Source organism: Nocardia sp. NPDC050378 (assembly GCF_040655675.1).
Taxonomy (GTDB): domain Bacteria; phylum Actinomycetota; class Actinomycetes; order Mycobacteriales; family Mycobacteriaceae; genus Nocardia; species Nocardia coubleae.
In genome coordinates, this window is record NZ_JBFAKI010000038.1 from 1 (window position 1) to 4640 (window position 4640).

1 protein-coding gene is annotated in these 4640 nt (G+C 63.4%); it reads right to left on the reverse strand.

Annotation, left to right across the window (positions count from 1 at the left end):
* A partial coding sequence (locus AB0I35_RS32280) for an amino acid adenylation domain-containing protein (RefSeq protein ID WP_357400098.1) occupies positions 1–4640 on the reverse strand: 4640 nt, incomplete at both ends.

A 4640-nucleotide genomic window follows, 5' to 3' on the forward strand; every position in this document is an offset into this window, starting at 1 on the left:
GGCACACCGGACTCATCGAGCGCATCGCTCAATGTCACGCAGATGGTCGCCTCGGTCGGCCCGTACGCGTTCACCATCCGACGCCCCGGCGACCATTGTGTGACCAAGTCGGCCGCACACGGTTCCGCACCCACCACCAACGTCTCCACCGACGCCAACCCGTCCGCGGGCACGGTCTGCAGGACAGAAGGCGGGACCAGTGCGTGGGTGATCGCCCATTTCCGAACGAACTCCACCAGGTCGTCACCCAACAGAGGCCCTGGTGGCGCCACGACCAGCGTGGCACCCGACAGCAACGCCATCACGAACTCCATCACCGAGGCATCGAAACTCGGAGACGACAGTTGCAGAACACGCGAACCCGGGCCTAGACCGAAGCGCTCCCGGAACGACTCCGCCAGACCCGCCACACCGTCATGGCCGACCATCACACCCTTCGGCGTCCCCGTCGAACCCGACGTGTAGATCACATACGCCGCACCCTGGACCGCGGCGCGGACCGGGCCGGTGTCACCCGGCGTGAGGATGTCGAGGAGCAGGTGCGGGATGCCCACGGGCACCACACCGACGGTCTCGGTTGTGCCCAACGCGAGCGTGGGTGTGGCGTCGGCCAACATGAATCCGATTCGCTCAGCGGGATATTCGGGATCGACCGGCAGGAAAGCCGCACCAGCTTTCAATACCGCCAGTGCGGCAACAACCAGATCCGACGATCTCGGTAGTACCAACGCCACCACATCGCCGGTCCCGACACCACGACCAATCAGCTCATGGGCCAGCCAGTTCGCCCGAGCATTCAACTCCGCATACGTCAGCTGATCATCCTCCACGACCAATGCGATGGCCTCGGAGTCCTGATCGACCTGTGCCTCGAACAATTCCGGAATCGTGGCAGCAGCCGGTGGTGTTCCTGTGTCGTTCCACTCGACCAGCACCTGTCGACGTTCCTGCGCCGAAAGCAAATCCATCGCGCCGATCCGCACACCTGGATCGGCGACCACAGCAGCCAACAACCGACCCAATCGGTCGATGAACCCTGCGATGCTGGACCGGTCGAACAGATCGGTACTGTATTCGACAAACCCACCGAGCCCGGCGGGACTTCCGTCCTCGCAACGGGTTTCGATCAGGTGAAACGACAGATCGACTCGAGACGCGCCGATGCTCACCGGCTCCAGCTCCGCCCCTATCCCGGGGAATCCGAAACTTCCCTCTGGGGCGTTCTGCAGAGCAAGCATCACCTGGAACAGCGGATGGTGGGCCATCGACCGAACAGGGTTCAACACCTCGACCAAGTGCTCGAACGGCACATCCTGATGCTCATACGCGGACAGGTCGTCCTCACGTACCCGAGCCACGAGGTCGGAAAAGGTGGGGTTGCCCGAGGTGTCGGTCCGCAGCACGAGCGTGTTGACGAAGAACCCCACAAGGCCGTCGAGAGCCTCATCAGTACGACCAGCGATCGGACTACCCAAGGGGATATCAGTCCCCCCGCCCAGGCGTGTCATCAACGCCGATACCGCAGCCTGCAGCACCATGAACACCGTCGCCCCGGCACTACGGGCGAGTTCCGCTACGCCTCGATGCAACTCGGCGTCGATAGCGAAGTCGAACAGGTCTCCTTGAAAACTCATCACCGCGGGACGTGGCCGGTCTGCGGGGAAGCTCACCTGCTCCGGCAACCCGTCAAGTGCTTCGCGCCAGTAGGAAAGCTGCCGCGCCGCCAAACTTTCCGAATCATCCTGGTCACCCAGCAACGCGTTCTGCCACAGTGTGTAGTCCGCGTACTGGACCGGCAACGGCACCCAATCCGGGATACCGCCCTCGCAACGGGCGGCATAGGCCGAGGCCAGATCGCGGCACAGCGGTGTCAGCGACCAGCCGTCACCGGCGATGTGATGCAACACCAACAGCAACACACTCGTCCGGGACGCGCCGTCGTCCCGCGAGTGAAACAGATGGGCGCGGATCGGCACATCAGCGGTGATGTCGAAGGTTCGGCGCGCGGCATCTCGCACAGCGCGGTCGAGCGCGTCCCAGGACACCTCAGTCACATCAAGCGAGGGCACAGCGTTGTCAAGGACATGCTGGTGCGGTGTGCCGTCGTGCTCCAGGAAAACCGTACGCAGCGACTCATGGCGTTCCACCACATCCGACAATGCAGCCCGCAACGCCTCCACGTCCAACCGCCCGGTCAACCGCAACGCCATCGGGACGTTGTACGTAGGGCTCGGGCCTTCCAACTGATACAGGAACCACAACCGTCGCTGCGCGAACGACAACGGCAGCGGTTCCGGCCGCTCCCCGGCCACAACGGGTGGACGCACCTCCTGCTCGACATCCAACCGAGTCATCACACCGGCAACGGTTGGCGCATCGAACAACGTACGCATCTCCAGCTCGACCCCGAGCACCGCACGCACCCGACTCACCAATCGGGTCGCCAACAACGAATGCCCACCCAGGTCGAAGAAGCTGTCTTCCACACCCACCGAGGCCAGTCCCAACACCTCAGCGAACAAGCCGGCCAGGATCTGCTCACGCGGAGACCGCGGAGCTCGAACCGATTCGAAGGCACCGGTTCCGGGGGCGGGTAACGCCCGCCGGTCTAGCTTGCCGCTCGGCGTACGCGGAAGCCGCTCCAGCACCACGACCGCCGAGGGCACCATGTACTCAGGCAACCGCTCTGCCACAAACGCACGCAGCGCCGTCAACGCCGTATCCCCTACGACGTAGGCCACCAAACGGTGGTCGCCAGGCCGATCCTCCCGAACCACCACCGCCGCCTGCACGACCTCGGGATGCAATCGGAGCACGGCTTCGATCTCGCCGGGTTCGATCCGGAAACCCCGAACCTTCACCTGATCATCCACCCGACCCGCGAACTCCAACAGCCCGCCACGACCCCACCGCACCCGATCACCCGTGCGATACATGCGTGACCCACCACCACCGAACGGGTCCGCTACGAACCGCTCCGCCGTCAGACCAGGCCGACCGTAATAGCCCTGCGCGACGCAGTCGCCACCCAGATACAACTCACCAACCACACCAGCCGGCACCGGCAACAAACCCGCATCCAGCACATACGCCCGAACATTGTCGACTGGTCGTCCGATCGGCGGCGTGCCAGAGCCCGCTGTCACATGGCAGGCGGTGGCGTGCGCGGTGGTCTCGGTCGGGCCGTAAATGTTGACCGCCGACAGCTCGGGCAATACCGCCGACAATCGACGCACCAGCTCCGCGGGCAATTCCTCACCGCTGAAGATGATCCGTTTCAACCCGAGCTCATCGGCGACAGCGGCAGGCTGTGACTCAAGCACCTCCATCAGCTGCTCGCACGCCGATGGCGTCTGGCTCAGGACCGTCACACCCTCAATGGCCAGAAAACTCGCGAAGTGTCGAGGAGACCGAGTCGTCTCATACGGCACCACAACCAGCTGGCCGCCGTGCACCAGCGCGCCCCACAACTCCAACACAGAGAAATCGAACGCGGACGAATGGAACAGCGCCCACACGTCGTCCTTGCCGAACCCAAACCATCGGCCCTCATCGAACAGACGCACCACGTTCCGGTGCGTCACCACTACACCCTTAAGCCGCCCCGTCGACTTCAACGTGTGGAAGACGTACGCGGGGCAGTCCCAGGTTAGTGGCCTGAGTCGGTCGTGGTCCGTGACGTCGTGCGCAGGTTCCCCGAATCGGTCGATGTCGAGGTGCAGGCGGGGGATGCCAACGGGTAGAACCTCCGTGGTCTCGGTGGTGACCAACGCGAACGCGGGTACCACGTCGCCGAGCATGAATCCGATGCGCTCGGAGGGGTATTCAGGATCGACCGGCAGGAAAGCCGCACCAGCTTTCAACACTCCCAGAACGGCAACAACCAGATCCGACGACCTCGGTAGCACCAACGCCACCACATCGCCAGCACCGACACCACGACCGATCAACTCATGCGCCAAACAATTCGCTCGAGCGTTGAGTTCCCCATAGGTCAGCCGCTCGTCGGTCGTGACCACAGCGACAGCCTCAGAATCCCGACCGACCTGCGCCTCGAACAACTCCGGGATCGTCACGGCAGTCGGCGAAGTCCCAGTGTCGTTCCACTCGACCAGGACCTGTTGACGTTCCTGCGGTGAAAGCAGATCCATCGCGCCGATCCGTGTGTCCGGGTCGGTGACCACCGCGGTCAGCAACCGGCTCAATCGGTCGATGAATCCTGCGATGGTGGACCGGTCGAACAGGTCGGTGCTGTATTCGACGAACCCGCCGAGTCCGGCGGGACTTCCATCTCCGGAATGGGTTTCGATCAAATGCAGAGACAGATCGAACCGAGACGCACCGACGCTCACCGGCTCCAGCTCCGCCCCTAGCCCGGGGAATTCGAAGCTGCCCACCGGGGCATTCTGCAGAGCAAGCATCACCTGGAACAGCGGATGATGAGCCATCGATCGAACAGGGTTCAACACCTCGACCAAGTGCTCGAACGGTACGTCCTGATGCGCGTAAGCCTCCAGATCCCACTGCCGAACCCGAGCCACCAGCTCGGCAAAGGTCGGGTTGCCCGAGGTATCGGTACGCAGCACCAACGTATTCACGAAGAACCCGACCAAACCATCGAGAGCCTCATCAGTACGACC